Raw genomic sequence first — 15,794 nt, 5'->3', positions numbered from 1 at the left:
GTTCAAACCTCTGCCGGCAGGAAAGTGACGTTTTCGAAATCGACACCCACCCGCGTTCCCAGATCGAGCGCGCTTCGGGTTTCGACAAAGACGAGCGGACCATTCTCAAGCCGCAGGCCTTGCGCCCATGCCTTGCCCATGTAGCGCCTGTCCTCAACCACGGCATCGAAGAGACCGTGGCCGCATTCCTTGACAACCACCTGCTCGGGCCGCACGACAAGGGTGCCGGTACCTCGATGGCTTTTTCCCGTCAAAGCCAGCCTCTGACCGGTTGCGAGCCGGAACCCTGTTTCGTCGAACGCGCCCTCCATGAAGTTCGCGCTGCCGACGAATTCGGCGACGAAGCGATTGGCGGGTCTGGAATAGATCGTTTCGGGGTCTGCAAGCTGCTGGACCAGACCGTGTTGCATGACGGCAATCCGGTCTGACATTTCCAATGCCTCTTCCTGATCGTGCGTTACATAGATCGCCGTCAGCCCGAGGCGTTTCTGGAGGGTGCGCAATTCGTGGCGCAGCGACACGCGAAGGCGCGCGTCGAGATTGGACATCGGCTCGTCCATCAAAAGTAGAGGAGGATCAATGACAAGCGCGCGTGCAAGGGCAATGCGCTGTTGCATTCCCCCGCTCATCTCGGCGGGAAAACGGGCCTCCACACCGTGTAGCTCGACTTGCGCCAATGCCGCACGCACTCGCTCGCCAATCTGGGTCTTGGGGACTTTGCGCAGCTTCAGGCCATAGGCCACATTGTCGAACACGGTCTGGTTCGGCCACAGCGCATAGTTCTGGAAGACAAAACCGATATTTCTGTCCCATGCGGGAAGCGGGCTGACATCCTGTCCGTTAAACAAAATGCGTCCGCCATTGATGGGATGAAAGCCGGCAATGGCACGCAGCAGCGTTGTCTTGCCGCAGCCGGATGGGCCAAGGAGGGTAAAGAATTCGCCCGGCCTGATCGTGACATTGATGTCCTTGAGCACGGCGGTCTTGCCGAAGGTCTTCGAGACACCGTCGATGGTGACTTCGCAGCCTCGGGTCTCGACTTGCTGGGATCTGGTTTCAACCACCGGATTTTCCTTGGATTTGGCCGTAGCGTACGATGAAATAAAGCGGAACGTAGATGATCAGCATCAGAAGAATGGTCTGCGCTGCCGAGACGCCGAAATCCGCATCGACAAGCGTGTTCTCGAAGATGACAGCCGTCATCGGCTTCCATGGTGGGCGATAGAGCACGATGGTAGAGGACAGCTCCGTCACGATATGCAGGAAGGTCAGGGTCGCTCCGGTCACTGCGCCCGCCAGCACAAGCGGTGCCGTGATGGTTACGAACACTCGCAACGGCCGTGCGCCCAGGCTGAGGGCCGCCTCTTCAAGCGCGGGATGAACGCGCCGCAAGGCAGCTTCCGAGGCTTTCACCGTGAAGGGCAGGTTGCGGATAAGATAGGCTAGCGCCAGGATGAACCATGTGCCGGTCAGTTGCAGCGGCGCCTTGTTGAACATCATGATGAGACCGATGCCAAGCACGGTGCCGGGAATGACATAAGGCATCATGACGGTGAGGCTGAGAACCGGGGCGATGACCCTGTACCGCTTTCGAATGATCACATAGGCGATGCCAAGGCCGAGCGCGCTCGCAGCCAGCGTTCCGGCAATGCCGAGGGATAGGGTGACCCAGGCCGGTCCAAGGCCAGTGCTGAGCATGGTCGTATAGTTGGCCAGTGTGAAATTGGCGCGCGGCAGGCCCACCCGCCATTCCATGAAGCTGGAAACGAGTACCGTCAGATGCGGGGTAAACGCCATCAGGAGGGCGAGCGAGACGCCGATCAGCACAAGGGCGTGGCCGAGGGAAGATAGCCGCTTTCGTTCCAGCGCACGAGATGCGACCACGGCGAAGCCGCGACGTGCGAGATAGATCTGTTGCGCCATCAGGAACAGGCTGGAAATGGTAATCAGCACCACCGAGCCTGTTGCCGCCAGCGCCGGATTGCGGCCAGCCTCGCTCAGAAATGACGTATAGATGAGAACCGGGAGGGCGTTGACATCAAGGCCAATGATGCGCGGCGTTCCGAAATCCGAAAGGGCTGCCATGGTGGCCAGGTAGAGGCCGGTGATGATGCCGGGAAGCGCCAAAGGAATCTCGACCGAAAGGCGCACATAGGATGGTTTGGCGCCTAAGCTCTCCGCCGCTTCGATATGGCCGGCATCCAGGCTCTGAAAGGAAGTGTGGCTAAGCAGGAAGATGATCGGAAAGACCAGCCAGGTGATGACCCAGATGACGCCATGCAGGCCGACAATCGAGATATCCCAGCCAAAATAGCTGGTCAGCACGCCGTTGCGGCCAAGAAGCAGGCGCCAGGCATAGGCTCCGAGAAACGGTGGGGAGACCGAGGCCATCGTCACGAGGAAGACGATCGCCGTACTGCCCGCGACCTGATAGCGCGCAACGAGATAAGCCAGCGACACGCCGATCATTGCGGCCAGGCCAGTGGAAACGAGCGCAATCAGCAGGCTGTTGAATGTTGCCGATAGCGTTTCCGAGCGCGTGAAGAAATCGAGATAATGGACCGCCGAAACCGACAATGCCTTGTTCTCGAAGGTGATATAGGCGTTGGCGGCGTGCGAGAGCAGGACGGAATTGACCGATTGCGCCTTGATTTCGAGAGGGGCGGGTGCAGCGGTGGCAAAGAGGCCACGCGGTGCCTGCTGCGATAGCGAAAACCGGGTCTGCCCGAAGGCAAGTTCCAGTGCTCCAGCCTCATCCTTGCCGACGACCAGCGCCTGCAGTGCGGTGAGGCGCAGCGTTCGATCATTCTCGACCTCGACGCTCAGGTCCTTTGTGGCGTTCAGCGATACGGACAATCCACTTGCCGCTTTTGCAACAGTGTATCGGCTGGTCATTTCCGGGACCGATTGCAGGCCGTCTTTATTGTGAAGCAGTGTAAAGCGACCTCCCTCATCGAGAAGGGAGGCTGCCATCAGGCGCAGTTGCGGGACGATGATCGTCAGGCCGCAAATCATGAGCGCGACGATTGAAAAAAGAAGCCAATTGTCGCGCAGTATCTTCATTTGCCGCGAACTTCCTGGAAGCGGGCGACCACCACAGGTCGCGGATCCATGGCCGACACGATGCTGAGCGAGGTCATGTCGGGAAGGGCGGCAGGAGGGGCGGTATCCTTGCGGGCAGAACGGCGCACTGTCGCATCACGAACGATTTCATGTGCGGCCTTGGTGCCGAGGAAATCGATAAAGCTCTTGGCATCCGCCAGATGTTGCGCACCTTTGACGATGGCCTGGGCATCGATCTGGCCGGTAACGGCATCGCTGGGATAGACGATCTCGATCGGCAGGCCCTGCGCCTTCCACTTGGCACCCAGATCTTCGTTGATCCAGCCGACCGCAGCTTCCCCGTCACGCACGGCGTTGAAAGCGTCATCGGAGCCGGGGGCAATGCGTGCACCCTTGGCGAGATTTCCGACGAAGTCCCAGCCGAAATTGCCGGCCAGCGCCGACAGGATTGTGTAGCCCGTGCCGGATTTTGCCGGATCTGGAATGATCAGTCCGCCTGACTTGGCGAAGTTGGGCGACAAGAGATCCTTCTGCGTCTTCGGGACCGAACCCGCTTCCACGCGTTTGGTGCTGACGATCACCGGCTGCAGAAGTACGGTAAAGGGATGCCAGATATGGTTAGGATCGGCCGTTACCATGTCAGCATCGGTTTTGCTCTCATACGCCTGGAACAGCGCAGCGTTTTCCTCAAAGGTCTGGGTTGGTCCGCCCCACATGACGTCTGCCGAGGAATTGCCGCCTTCTGCACGAAGACGTTCTACCAGCTCTCCCGTGCCGCCGCGCACGACCGTTACTTTCACATCGGGATGAGCCTTGGCGAATGCGGCCAGGATGGGCGAGGATGTTGCTTCACCGTGGGCGGTGTAGACCACCAGTTCCCCGGCATTGGCAATGCTGAAGAGTGATGCCGACGCCAAGGCGCCCGCTATGAATCGCTGCAAGGTCCATTTCAGCATGACTATGTTTCCCTTTAAGTCACCGAGGAGGAGGCGGGCTTATTAATTCCATTTACCGGATTAAAAAGCAAGTCGCCTTTTCGGCTTAATAGGAGCGCATCTTTGCAGTTTTATGACGAGGTCTGAGGTATCGCTTCTGCTGCCTTTGCTTGACGTTTCCGGATCCGGCTGATAAATTCCATTTAATGTATTAAATACGGATCCATCGCATGACCCTGTTGGGCAGCAACCACACTTATTCCGGACGCTATAATCGCCGTCTTGTTTTCGATCTCATCCGGTCGGGCAAAGGTGTCAGTCGTCGCGATTTGGGGGATGCCACGGGTTTGAAGCCTCAGACCATGTCCAACATCTGCAAGGACCTGATTGATCGGTCGCTGGTCGAGGAAACAATCCGTCTTGAAGGTGCGCGCGGTGCTCCCCAGAAGGAGCTTCGTATCCGTACAGACGCAGGCTCTTGTCTCGGCGTTCACATCGATCGCGATGGGCTTCTCGGGATTGTGTGCGATCTTTCCGGTCATGAGTTGGGGCGGGAAAGGGCATCCGCCTCGCTGGAGGATCCGAAAGATACCATTCGCGCCATCGCAGATATGACGCGTCGCTTGCAGTTCGCAGCTCCCGACCTTCCGGCCTGGGGGCTAGGCGTTGCGATGCCGACGTTGCAGGAGGCCGAGTTCGAGCATCCTGTCGGTCCACCCGGGTGGAATGCCTGGAACAGGCTGCCGGTTGCCGAGGCGATTGAAGAGGCGTGCGGCCTGCCTGCCATTATCGAAAATGATGCGACGGCCGCCGCGATAGCCGAATTGAGGGCCGGGCGCGCTGTCGGCCTCAGCCATTACGTGCACATCTTTGTCGGGCACGGACTGGGGGCGGGCATCATCAATGATGGAATGCCTTTGCAGGGGTTCTGGAGCAATGCCGGTGAAATAGGTCTTCTGACTTGGCCGTCCGAACTCGGTGGTGAGGTGGCGCAGCAGACGCCCTTCTCAATGGATGAGCTTGCCGCAATGCTTGGCCGCGAAAGCCGGGACATTGCCACGCCCGGTCAGCTGGAGGGGCTTTATCGCCAGCGTGACAGTGTGCTGATGCGCTGGCTCGACCTCAACGCAAAGCGCCTGCGTCTGCTGGTTTCGCTTCTGGAAAACATTCTCGATCCACAGACTGTAGTGGTGGGTGGACACTTTCCGGCGGTGCTGATCGATTCCCTGATCGACCGTGCCTATCCTCTCCTGCCATCTGTCAGCGCGCGCGGTCACAGGGATGTTCCCCGGCTGTGTGCAGGCGCATTGGGCCCGGACGCGGCGGCTGTCGGAGCGGCCATGCTTCCCGTCATCGCTCACGGTAGTCCCGATTTCCGACGGCTGTCCTTCATGCGCGGACGAAGCCAGACAATTGATTTCGAACGTCGTTTCGATCGCGTCGCCGGTGCGCCGGCAGACGACGAAACCTGATACTCTTATTCGCCAACAGGACTCTCTCATGAAGATCGCCGTCGTCGGGCTTGGCTTCCGGCTTGCCAATGTCATTGCCTCATTCCGGAAAGCATGCCCGGATCTCGAAATTGTCGGCCTGGTCGATCCGGGCCCTGCAGGGCTGCCCGCTCTTCTTGCTGCGGGATTGCCCGAGCCCCGTCGTTTCGAGATGGTGCCTGAGATGCTGTCGGCAGTCCGTGCAGACCTTCTGATGGTAGGCTCCCCCAACCTCTATCATCTGGAACATGTCACTGCCGGATTGCGGGCAGGCGTGCGTGTCTTCACGGAAAAACCTGTCGTGATCAATGAAGACCAGACCATGAAAATGGCCGCACTCCTGGCGGAATATGGCAGTGACAGCGTTCTTGTCGGGCTGGTGCTTCGCTATTCCGATCTCTACCGGGACCTGCGCACGGCACAGGCGCAAGGGCAAATCGGCACAATCACCTCCATTGAGGCATCGGAGCACATTGCTCCGTATCATGGTGCCTTTTTCATGCGCGACTGGCGCCGCCACACACGCTATGCCGGCCCCTTCATCCTGGAAAAATGCTGCCACGATATCGATCTTTACAGCAGTGTAGTGGGGCAGCGGGCATCGGCTGTCGCAAGCTTCGGAGGCCGCAAATCCTTTGTTCCGGAAAACAGGCCGGATCAGTTGTCACCATTTCAGCAGGAGCAATACTACCAGAAGCCGAGCGGCTGGCTGGAAGGTCAAAGCGTGTTTGAGAGCGATGGCGATATCATCGACTACCAGACCGCTATCGTTGAGTATAAGGGTGGGGCGACGATGGCCTTTCACACCAATCTCAATGTGCCCGACCAGTTCCGGCGTTTCTGCGTGGTGGGCACCAAAGGCATGGCCGAAGGCGACTTCATTCGCAATCGTTTCCAGGTTCATTCCGCTGTCTCGGGTGAAAAGCTCGTGGAGCGCAGCTATGCGGGCCATGAAAGCGATCATTATGGAGCAGACGACCAGATGGCGTCCGATATCTTCCTGCATCTGACGCAGGGCGCGCCTTTGCCGGTCAACATCGTTGCCGCCCTTGAAGCGGGTCTGGTAGCGATCAAGATCGATGAAGCGCGCAGAGAAAGGCGTACCATCGAACTTGCTGAAACATGGCAGCGGTTCGACGCGACCCTCAATGCATCACATCGTGCGCAGTGATGGGGCTGACTATGCATGACGTCACATCGGCCGCGCCTATTGCAATCCGAACCGCACGCCCAACGGACGAGGCAGCCATTCTGGACATCTGCCTGCGCACATCCGACCGCGGGCAAGATGGCTCGCAGTGCTATAGCGATCCCCGCCTGCCGGGTTTTGTCTGGGCTTTGCCTTACGTTCGCCTCTGCCCTGAGTTCGCTTTTGTGCTGACCCGTGGCGATGAGGTGATGGGCTATTGCGTGGCCGCACCCGATACAGAAGCCTATGAGCAACGCCTCGATAAGAAATGGTGGCCGATGTTGAAGGTCATGCTTCAGCACTTTACAGCGAGTACGGAGCAGGACCGGAGCGTCCTGTCCTACATTCTGGACGCGCCACGAACCCCCGGCGAGGTGACGGACCTTTATCCCGCCCACTTGCACATCAACCTTCTGCCTGAGCTGCAAAAAGGCGGATATGGTTCGCGCCTCCTCAGCCACCAGCTGCAAAGTCTTCAGGAGGCAGGCCTGACTGGTGTGCATCTGGGTGTTGACCCGCGCAATGAGGGCGTAACGGGCTTTTACAGCAAGTTCGGCTTCGTCGAGATCGACAGAACGCCATCGATCATCATGGGCATGAGATTTGCGTGAGACTGGTGCTGCGACCCTCAATCGCCCTGCGCCGGCCCAAACTGTCTGAGCCGCTCGCCCGCGCGCAGCAAAGCGTCTTTTTCGGCGAGGTCAAAAGGTCACGGGTAACGGTCGATGACGGGGCTCCGGTGTTCGACCACCCGATTCGCTCGCTCAACGTTACCGCCAAAAGTCAGCGTTGAATCAAGAAGCGACTCCACGATTAGCCTTTGTCCACGAAGTCCAGCAGACGCTGGCCTGACGAGCCTTCCATTGCGATACAGCGGTGGATCAAGGTTGACCGCCTATCTGAACCCTCTTGCCATTTGAAATCACGAAACAGTCAAATCTCAGGATCATACCGATAAACATACCACAGAGTATTGACTCACATCAAATTCTGTCGTTGACTTCAACGGAGATTTGGGAGGAGGACCCACGTGTCACAGCATGTACGCATTGCGCAGAATGAATCTGCGCATGAGCATAATACTATTGTCGATATTTTTGCTCATTCACTTGAAAAGGCTGCTGACAGGCGTTTTGCCAGGAGTAGCAGTGTAGATTTAACGTATGAGGGGGTTGCCTTCGCTGCTGGCGCAATCGCAGAACGCTTGAGTGCAACGGTCCGTGGGCGTCCGGTCGCCATTCTGATGCCCAACTCCGTTTCGTTGATCGCAACATACCTTGCGGTATTGTCTCTGCGTGCGGAACCGGTGCTGTTGAACCCACAGCTTCCTGTCGCCACCCGTCAACATCTCATCGACAAGCTGAAACCTGCGGCTGTGGTCACTTCAGAGAACATCGACTGTCCGGGCGAGACATTGATTGTAGCGGATAGTCTCCTTGGCCAGCTGGCACTTGAACGCAGAATGCTCAGTCTCGATGCGCATCCAGACGATGTAGCCGTCAATCTCTATAGTGGTGGCACAACCGGTGTGCCAAAGCGGGTTGTCCACTCTCATCGCTGTTTGGTGCGTGCGGTTGAACGTATGGAGTGGGGCTGGCCTACGACTGACGGAGACGTTTGGCTGCCGGTTGCACCATTTACCCACGTTTATGGTTTCCTGATGGGGATCACCAATCCGATGCTGAATGCAGGCAGCATCATCATTCCGGATCGATTTCATCCGGCCACCGTGCTGGAACTTATGCGAGAACACGCGGTGACCGTATTTGGCGGTGGCCCGCCTGCAATCTATCAGGGGCTTCTATCCGTTCCGGGCATCAATAGAGACAGCCTTCCCTCACTGCGGGTTTGCCCTGGTGGTGGTGCGCCTTTTCCGCTGGAACTGCATCGTCGTTGGTATGATGTGACCAGTCTCGCGATCCACGAAGGTTACGGCATGACCGAGGTCGCACCGATTGCAGTCAACACGCAAGCGGCAGGCGTCCGGATCGGCTCGGCAGGCAAGCCAACTCCGGGAACGGAAGTTGAGATCGTCGACACAGTCGAAGGGAAACAGCGTCTGACCCACGGAGAAGCCGGGGAGATCCGCGTACGGGGACCCCATCAGATGATTGGTTATGCCGACAACGCCGAAGACTTGGGTTTGATGGTACGGGATGGCTGGGTCTACACCGGCGATATCGGCGTGCTGGACGAAGATGGCTTCCTGACGATCACCGATCGCAAGAAAAATGTCATCTTCCACAAAGGCTTCAATGTGTTTCCGCGTGAGGTCGAGGAGGTGCTGGTAGCCCATCCGTCGGTCTCGGCCGCGTGTGTCGTCGGCACAGCAGACCTGCGGTCTGGCGAAATCGCCGTCGCTTTCGTCGTCACTCGTGGCGAAGTCACCACCGAAGAGCTGCAGGCGTTCTGCGCTGAAACGCTGGTGCCTTACAAATTGCCCAGCCGGATCGTGTTTATCGAGCAACTGCCGCTCACGCCCGCCGGCAAGCCGGATCGCATGGGCATGCAGAAAATGGCAGCGCAGTCGGATTGAACTTTACACAAAGCAGGGGAGGATGCTTGTTCATGACATACTCAAAAGTATTGAGCCGCCGCCAGGTTCTAGCGGGTACGGCGGGCGCTGCGGCCATGGTTGCCATGGGTCGGCCCGCGCAGGCGCAGACGGTCGTTCTGCGCTACAATCAGTGGTTCCCCACCGCGCACTGGTCGCAGTCGGGTGGCCTTTACAAGTGGTTCGAGCAGGTCAAGGAGGTCACCGGCGGGCGCGTGGTCGTGGAGCCTTCCGCAAAGCCGCTGGCACCGCCGAACCGCAACTATCAGGCGGTGGTGGATGGAATTGCCGATCTGGCATGGGGGCCGCACGGCTACGCGCCTGGTGTATTCCCGCTGACGGAATTGGTGGAACTGCCCTTCATCACCAAACACGCCGGCGTTTCTTCTGTCGCCTATTGGCGCCTGTGGAAGGAAAAGCTGGAGCCGACCGGTATGCAGAAGGATGTCGTGACATTGGCCATGCATCTGACTGCCGGTGGCAACATCCACATGAACAACAGCGAGATCCGCACCGCCAAGGATCTGGCCGGCAAGAAGATGCGCGTGCCGACGCCCGTTGTCGGTCGCGTGCTTCAGAAGATGGGTGCCGTTCCGATCAACGGCTCCCTCAACGAACTGCGTGAAATGATGTCGCGCGGCATCATCGACGGCACCGCGATCTCGTCCGAACTGACGGTCGGCTTCAAGGTGGACAAGTTCGTCAAGTCGGTCACCGAGGTGCCCGGCGGCATCTTCGCGAACTCGGCCTTCATCATCGTCTCCAGCGCCAAATGGAAACAGATCTCGCCGGACGACCAGAAGGCCATTCTTGCCATTTCGGGCGAGCCGCTCAGCCGCTTCATGGGAGATCTGTGGCAGAAGTTCGATGACGAGGCCAAAGCCGCCTACCGCAAGGACCTGGGCGCCGCCTACATCGATGCCTCGCCGGATTTCATCAAGGCATTGCAGGTCGAGTTCGAGGGCGAGCAGACGGCCTGGCTGAACCAGGCCAAGGGACTGGGGCTGGATGGCAAGGCGGCGCTCGATTTCTATCAGGCGCAGATCGCCTCAGTCGGCAATTGAAGGATCGATCCGGATGCTCAAGGCTTTTCTCACCATTGCCGGAGGCTGTCGTCTGCTGACCCTTATCAGCCTCTTCCTGCTGGTGATTGTCACGGCCATCGATGTCTGCGGTCGGGTGCTGTTCGGCAGCCCGCTCGGCTTTGCCTATGAATTGATCGGCGTTCTGCTCGGCCTGTCCGTTTATGCCGGACTGGTCGAGGCAAACTGGAAGCGTCAGCACATCCGGATCGACCTTGCCGACGCGCTGCTTGCCCGTCACCCGAGGCTTGATCGCGCGGTGGACCGCTTCGTCTGGCTGCTCGAATTCAGCTTCTCGCTGCTGCTCGCCGTCATGGTCGCGCGACAGGTCCTTGTTCTCTACGACTACCAGGAAAACTTCATGTTCCTTCCCATGGCGAAATGGCTGCCTCTGGCGGTGGTCGGCGGACTGCTGGTCACCTCTCTCGGGTCCTTCCTTGCCCACCTTGGCGGCAAGACCGTCACCGGAAAGGATGGCGCCACATGCTGATCAGTCTTGTCTGCTTCATTGCGCTCGCAGTTCTTCTGTTTCTGCGCACACCGATTGCAGTGGCGACCGGTCTCGTCGGTCTTGTCGGTCTGGCCGTTCTTCAGGGGTGGACGGCAGCCTTTTCCCAGGTTGGCATCATCGCGACCGAGACGGTTCTGACCTACGAATTCGCGGTTATTCCGCTGTTCATCGTGATGGGCGCCTTCATTGCGCGCTCAGGCATCGCCGAAGAACTTTTCAATGCCTGTTATGCGATCGTCGGGCATTATCGCGGCGGCCTGGCGCTCTCCACCATCGTCGCCTGCGGCGGTTTCGGGGCGGTGTCCGGCTCCAGCCTCGCCACGGCGGCCACCATGTCGGGTATCGCCTACCCGCAGATGAAGCGTTATAATTACGCCGACACGCTGGCCACGGGATCGATCGCGTCCGGCGGAACGCTCGGTATCCTCATCCCGCCGTCCATCGCGCTGGTTTTCTACGGCATCATGACCGAAACGGACATTGGCGAATTGTTCATGGCAGGCGTCGTGCCGGGCCTGATCGGTATCGCGCTCTACTGCCTCGCTGTTCTGTATGTCGTCTACCGCGATCCGGCGGCAGGTCCTTCGGGTGTCAAACTGTCCCTGCCGGAGCGCTTGAAGGCACTGGCAGGCATATGGTCCACCGTCGCCTTGTTCGGGCTCGTGATGGGTGGCATCTATGCAGGCCTGTTTTCGCCGACGGAAAGCGCCGGCATCGGAGCGGCCGGCGCCCTGCTGATTGCCTGGGTCCGGGGCAAGGCAAGCTTGGAGATGATCTCGGCCTCCCTGCGGGACGCGATGAATACCACCGTCTCGCTGATGATGATCCTCATCGGATCCTTCATCTTCGCCAATCTGGTGAATGCCGCGCGCCTGCCGCAGGCACTGGTCGGCTGGGTGGAAGGTCTGGGCGTCGCGCCGATCGTGGTGATCCTGCTGATTGTCGGCATCTACGTGATCCTCGGCTGTGTGCTCGAATCCATCTCCATGATGCTGCTGACGGTGCCGGTCTTCTACCCTCTGGTGGCGAGCCTTGGCTACGATCTCATCTGGTTCGGCATCGTTGTGGTTGTGGTAGTGGAAATCAGCCTGATTACGCCACCGGTCGGCCTGAATGTCTTTGTTCTGAAGTCGGTGCTTCCCGAGGTCCGGCTGACGACGATCTTCCGCGGTGTCATGCCCTTCGTAATGGCGGATTTCATCCGGGCCGGCCTCATCATCGGCCTGCCCTCCCTTTCACTCATGCTGCCGGCGCTGATGCGCTGAACGACGAGGAAAGCTCATGCTTGACAGAACCAACCACACACTCACCCTGATGGCCGCCGGCCACAGGACGAATGTCCACCGGCAGGGCGCCGGACAGCCGGTTGCCCTGCTGCACGGATCCGGCGCCGGAGTTTCGGCCTGGGCCAATTGGCGAAAAGTCATAGGTCCGCTCTCGCAGGATTTCGATGTCATCGCGCCCGACATTGCAGGCTTTGGTGCCACCGAGCTCAAGCCGGATACCCAGTACAACATCATGTTATGGGTTGAACATTTCATCGCCATCCTGGATGCCCTGGAAATCCCGAGGATTTCCGTGGTCGGCAATTCCTTCGGGGGCGCGCTCGGCCTGATGACGGCAATCAACCATCCGGAGCGGATCGACCGTTTGGTGTTGCTCGGCACGCCGTGCGGACGTTTTCCGATGACTGCCGGTTTGAAGGCACAGGGCGATTTCGATGGCACGATGGACAGCCTCCGTCATGCCATGAGCTTCTTCCCTTACGATGCCTCCATCCTGACCGAGGATCTGATTGCAGCCCGCTTCGAGGCCGCCACCCGCGACGGCGCGCTGGAAGCCTTCCGCAAGCTGATGCCGCCGCCATCCGGCGAGCATCCGGAAGTGCGCGGTATTCCGGAAAAGCTGCTGCGCCAGGTGAAGCACAAGACGCTTATCCTGCACGGGCGCGAAGACCGCGTGGTGCCTTACGAGCGGGCGCTCGACATGCACCAGTGGCTGGAAAATTCAGAGCTGCACTCCTTCGGCAAATGCGGCCACTGGGTGCAGATCGAGCGGGAGGCGGAGTTCATGACATTGGTAACGAGGTTCCTGGGAGGAGAGGCATGAGCCGCAATTCACTGGAGAAGGTCCTCTACGACCTGTCCACATCCGGCGCAAACAAGAAGGCTTTCGGTACCGAGCCGGAAAAGTTCCTGTCGCGGTATCAACTGACCGACGAAGAGCGGGCGCTGATCATGGGCTACAAGGTGCGCGAGATCGCCGATCGTGGCGTGAATACCATGTTGACTTGGGGCTTCTGGCTGCAAAGCGGCCGCGGCCAGACAGACTATATGAAAGTTATGAAGCGAGAGGAGGCTTGAGCCATGGCTGAGATCGTCGGCGGTTTCGTCGTTCCCCATAATCCCATCATGTTCCACGTACCCGATGCGCCAAGCGCTGAACAGAAGCAGGTGGTGCTGGATGCCTATGCGGCAACGGCTGCACGCATCTCGGAGCTGAAGGCCGACACTGCCATCATCATTGGCTGTGACCACTACATACTCTATGGTACGGAATGCCTGCCGCCCTATGTCATCTCCACCGGCGAGCTCGATGGACCGGTCGATCAGTTACCGGGCCTCAAGCGCGGACCCATTGCCTGCCACGCGGAGCTTGGCACCCATATCTGCCGCGAAGGCTTTGAAAGTGGCTTCGACTGGACCGTTGGGCGCGCCATGGCGGTGGACCATTCCGTTGCCATTCCGCATCACTACATGATCAAGCCGAATGCTGGCATCAAGACGGTCGCCGTCATGCTCGCCTGTGGGGTCGATCCTTACCTGCCAATGAAGCGAGCCTGGGAACTGGGCGAGCAAATTGCCGCCGCCGTGAAGAGCTTCCCCGGCAATGAACGGATCGTCGTGATCGGTTCCGGCGGCATTTCGCACCATGTGGGTGATGAGCGGATGGGCGAGGTCAACCCGGATTTCGATCAACGGGTGCTGGCCGCCATTACCTCGGGCGACAAGCAGGCCATGCTCGGTTTTACCGACGAGATCATTCTCTCGGAAGGCGGCAATGGCGCGATGGAGATCCGCACCTTTGCCTGCGCCATGGCAGCTGTGGGTGCTGCAGGCGGGCAGGTCGTCGCTTATGAACCAATTACCGAATGGGTGACCGGCATGGGCTTCGCCGAGTTGAAGGCGGCAGCGTGATGGCGGCTGACACTCTCGACATGGTTCGCCTCTGCGATCTTTCCGCGGTGAGCGACGAGATCTTCAAGATTACGCTGGAGGGGCACAAGCCCCTCGGAGCCACCTGTCTCGACGGGACCTACTACGTCTTCCCCGACACCTGCCCGCACGCCAACGAATCTCTCTCCAAGGGCTGGATCGAGGAGGGGCGCGTCGTCTGCCCTGTGCATTTCGCCGAGTTCGAGCTGGGCAGTGGCACGGTCCATAACGGTCCGTCCGGCTGCGGCAAACTCACCTTCTACGATTGCGAGGCCCGCGCTGACGGGCTCTACGCCCGACTGACGTCCTGACGTCGCGCGCTGCAAGCAAGGAGCACCGCATGTGTGAAAACGATCAATGCACCAGCCATTCCGGTCAGGCGCCGGACATGCGCCCAGTCTATCCCAAGGCCTCCAGCTATCCGCAATTCGCCGCCCTGGTCGATACGCAAAAGGCCCAGGTGGATCGCAAGGTTTTCCATGATCAGGAGATCTACGAGGCAGAGCTGCGCCAGATATTCGGGCGGGCCTGGCTGTTCCTGGCGCATGAGAGCCAGATTCCGGAACCGGGCGATTTTCTGCGCACCTATATGGGCGAGGACAATGTGATCGTGGTGCGCCAGAGAGATCGCTCCGTCAATGCCTTCCTGAACTCGTGTCCGCATCGTGGCAACCGTGTCTGCATGGTGGATGCCGGCAAGAAGGCGCGCGGCTTCATCTGCAATTATCACGGCTGGTCGTTCGGCATTGATGGCGGCCTGCGCGGCACCGATGGCAAGGTCTATGATACGGATGCTTCCTTCGACAAGGCCAGCATTGGCCTGACGCCCGTCGCCCAGATCGCCACCTACAAGGGCCTGATCTTTGCGACCTTTGACCCAGAGGCGCCGAGCCTTGAAGAGTTTCTCGGCGATTTCACCTGGTACCTTGATGTCATGCTCGACAATGACGAGGGCGGCACGGAATTCATCGGCGGCGCAATCAGGTCCGTGATTGATTGCAATTGGAAATTCCCGGCCGAAAACTTCGTGGGCGATATCCTGCATGCCTTCTGGACGCACCAGTCCGGCGCGCAGGCCATTCTAGGCGGCGGTGTGGATCTTGGCGCGCGCTATGATGAGCTTGCCTTCCAGGCCTCCGTCTACGGTCACGGCATCGAAACCAATCTCGACAAGGTGGGCAATACCCGCACGCTCGGCTATCCGGAACTCGTGGACTATGTCTTTTCGCGCCAGAAGGCGATGACGGAGCGTCTGGGTGAAGTCCGTGCCCGCATGGTCGGTGCCGTGTCTTCCGCCACGGTTTTCCCGAATTTCTCGTTCCTGCCCGGTCAGGCTACCTTCCGTGTCTGGCATCCGCGCGGCCCGGACAAGATCGAGCTGGTGGTCTGGACGCTCGTCAACAAGAACATGCCGGACCACATCAAGGAGCTTTACCGCAAAGGCGTGATGATGACCTTCTCGCCGGCCGGCGTCTTCGAGATGGATGATGGCGAGAACTGGGAATATTCAACCCGCGTCAACCAGGGTTTCGTCACCCGCCAGCAGCCCCTGCATTATGCTCTGGGCGTTGGCACGCGCGACGACAGCAGAGACCTGCCGGGAATCATTCACAAGGGCTCGCTGAATGACGCCAACCAGCGCCTGTTTTATACCCGCTGGGCCGAGTTCATGCGTCATGACAATTGGCATGATCTGCAGAACGGGGAAACCGCGCCACCGCGGCGTGCCGTGCAGCAGCAGGCGGCGGAGTAAGG

15 protein-coding genes are annotated in these 15,794 nt (G+C 59.3%); 12 read left to right on the top strand and 3 right to left on the bottom strand.

Translation table 11 applies throughout. The annotated features are described in order from the left end of the window. Positions 1-2: 2 nt before the first annotated feature. The 3 genes from ASD54_RS06015 to ASD54_RS06005 are packed head-to-tail and all read right to left on the bottom strand — an operon-like array spanning position 3 to position 4,019. Positions 3-1,064: an ABC transporter ATP-binding protein gene (locus ASD54_RS06015; RefSeq protein ID WP_062553718.1), complete on the bottom strand. Its 1,062-nt coding sequence runs from the start codon at positions 1,062-1,064 to the stop codon at positions 3-5. Continuing rightward, on the bottom strand, positions 1,057-3,063 hold the full coding sequence (locus ASD54_RS06010; RefSeq protein WP_062553717.1) for an iron ABC transporter permease: 2,007 nt from the start codon (positions 3,061-3,063) through the stop codon (positions 1,057-1,059). Before ASD54_RS06010 ends, ASD54_RS06015 begins: the two co-directional genes overlap by 8 nt. Beyond that, entirely contained in the window at positions 3,060-4,019 is a 960-nt protein-coding gene (locus ASD54_RS06005; protein ID WP_062553716.1) for an extracellular solute-binding protein, read from the bottom strand. Before ASD54_RS06005 ends, ASD54_RS06010 begins: the two co-directional genes overlap by 4 nt. 209 nt (positions 4,020-4,228) lie before the next feature. Here ASD54_RS06005 and ASD54_RS06000 point away from each other — a divergent pair, with 209 nt between their 5' ends. The 12 genes from ASD54_RS06000 (at position 4,229) to ASD54_RS05940 (ending at position 15,792) form a co-directional block, all read left to right on the top strand. Next, positions 4,229-5,470, top strand: a complete 1,242-nt coding sequence (locus tag ASD54_RS06000) for an ROK family transcriptional regulator (RefSeq protein WP_062553715.1) — start codon at positions 4,229-4,231, stop codon at positions 5,468-5,470. Between the two features lie 28 nt (positions 5,471-5,498). Continuing rightward, positions 5,499-6,659, top strand: coding sequence for a Gfo/Idh/MocA family oxidoreductase (locus ASD54_RS05995; protein ID WP_062553714.1), 1,161 nt, complete (start codon positions 5,499-5,501; stop codon positions 6,657-6,659). Positions 6,660-6,670: 11 nt separating this feature from the next. Beyond that, entirely contained in the window at positions 6,671-7,288 is a 618-nt protein-coding gene (locus tag ASD54_RS05990) for a GNAT family N-acetyltransferase (RefSeq protein ID WP_062553713.1), read from the top strand. 419 nt (positions 7,289-7,707) lie between these two features. Further along, a complete protein-coding gene (locus tag ASD54_RS05980; RefSeq protein WP_200958452.1) occupies positions 7,708-9,213 on the top strand; it encodes an AMP-binding protein in 1,506 nt (501 codons plus the stop codon). A gap of 32 nt (positions 9,214-9,245) precedes the next feature. Further along, a complete protein-coding gene (locus ASD54_RS05975; RefSeq protein WP_062553711.1) occupies positions 9,246-10,295 on the top strand; it encodes a TRAP transporter substrate-binding protein in 1,050 nt (349 codons plus the stop codon). Positions 10,296-10,308: 13 nt separating this feature from the next. Further along, positions 10,309-10,803 carry a TRAP transporter small permease subunit gene (locus tag ASD54_RS05970; protein WP_062553710.1) on the top strand — a complete coding sequence of 165 codons (495 nt, stop codon included), beginning with the start codon at positions 10,309-10,311 and terminating at the stop codon, positions 10,801-10,803. Continuing rightward, positions 10,797-12,089: a TRAP transporter large permease gene (locus ASD54_RS05965; protein ID WP_062553709.1), complete on the top strand. Its 1,293-nt coding sequence runs from the start codon at positions 10,797-10,799 to the stop codon at positions 12,087-12,089. Before ASD54_RS05970 ends, ASD54_RS05965 begins: the two co-directional genes overlap by 7 nt. A 16-nt stretch (positions 12,090-12,105) precedes the next feature. Continuing rightward, positions 12,106-12,933, top strand: a complete 828-nt coding sequence (locus ASD54_RS05960) for an alpha/beta hydrolase (protein WP_062553708.1) — start codon at positions 12,106-12,108, stop codon at positions 12,931-12,933. Continuing rightward, positions 12,930-13,187 carry a hypothetical protein gene (locus tag ASD54_RS05955; RefSeq protein WP_062553707.1) on the top strand — a complete coding sequence of 86 codons (258 nt, stop codon included), beginning with the start codon at positions 12,930-12,932 and terminating at the stop codon, positions 13,185-13,187. The genes ASD54_RS05960 and ASD54_RS05955 overlap by 4 nt, the downstream gene beginning before the upstream one ends. Before the next feature lie 3 nt (positions 13,188-13,190). Then, positions 13,191-14,021 (top strand): protocatechuate 3,4-dioxygenase, encoded by an 831-nt coding sequence (locus tag ASD54_RS05950; protein ID WP_062553706.1) that lies wholly within the window; start codon positions 13,191-13,193, stop codon positions 14,019-14,021. After that, positions 14,021-14,350 carry a Rieske 2Fe-2S domain-containing protein gene (locus ASD54_RS05945; protein ID WP_062553705.1) on the top strand — a complete coding sequence of 110 codons (330 nt, stop codon included), beginning with the start codon at positions 14,021-14,023 and terminating at the stop codon, positions 14,348-14,350. The genes ASD54_RS05950 and ASD54_RS05945 overlap by 1 nt, the downstream gene beginning before the upstream one ends. 29 nt (positions 14,351-14,379) lie before the next feature. Then, positions 14,380-15,792, top strand: coding sequence for an SRPBCC family protein (locus tag ASD54_RS05940; RefSeq protein ID WP_062553704.1), 1,413 nt, complete (start codon positions 14,380-14,382; stop codon positions 15,790-15,792). The last annotated feature ends 2 nt before the right edge of the window (positions 15,793-15,794 follow it).

Origin of the sequence: Rhizobium sp. Root149, from assembly GCF_001427345.1 — a bacterium.
GTDB lineage: Bacteria > Pseudomonadota > Alphaproteobacteria > Rhizobiales > Rhizobiaceae > Neorhizobium > Neorhizobium rhizoryzae.
This window is presented reverse-complemented; position numbering and strand designations above follow the sequence as displayed.